Source organism: Bradyrhizobium sp. Kon10 (genome assembly GCF_055807395.1).
In genome coordinates, this window is record NZ_JBVVOZ010000303.1 from 1 (window position 1) to 254 (window position 254).

The following is a 254-nucleotide window of genomic DNA, read 5'->3' on the forward strand; positions in this document are numbered from 1 at the left end:
CGGGTTGTTCGGATGCGTCGTCCAGTTGGCGTAGACCGGCGACACCGGTCTGCCGGTGCGCTGGTCGATTACGCCGGCCGCCAGCGGTTCCATGGTGATGCAGTTCTCGACCGGGCAGACATTGACGCAGAGGTTGCAGCCGACGCATTCGGCCTCGATCACCTCGAAATGCCTGACGCCATCGACGATTGCGGTGATCGCCTGGTGCGAGGTGTCCTCGCAGGCGATGTGGCAGCGGCCGCATTTGATGCAGG

1 protein-coding gene is annotated in these 254 nt (G+C 64.2%); it reads right to left on the bottom strand.

Annotation, left to right across the window (positions count from 1 at the left end):
- Positions 1-254, bottom strand: a 254-nt coding sequence (locus AC0L2O_RS37130; protein ID WP_473373245.1) for a 4Fe-4S dicluster-binding protein, incomplete at both ends; no start/stop codon positions are given.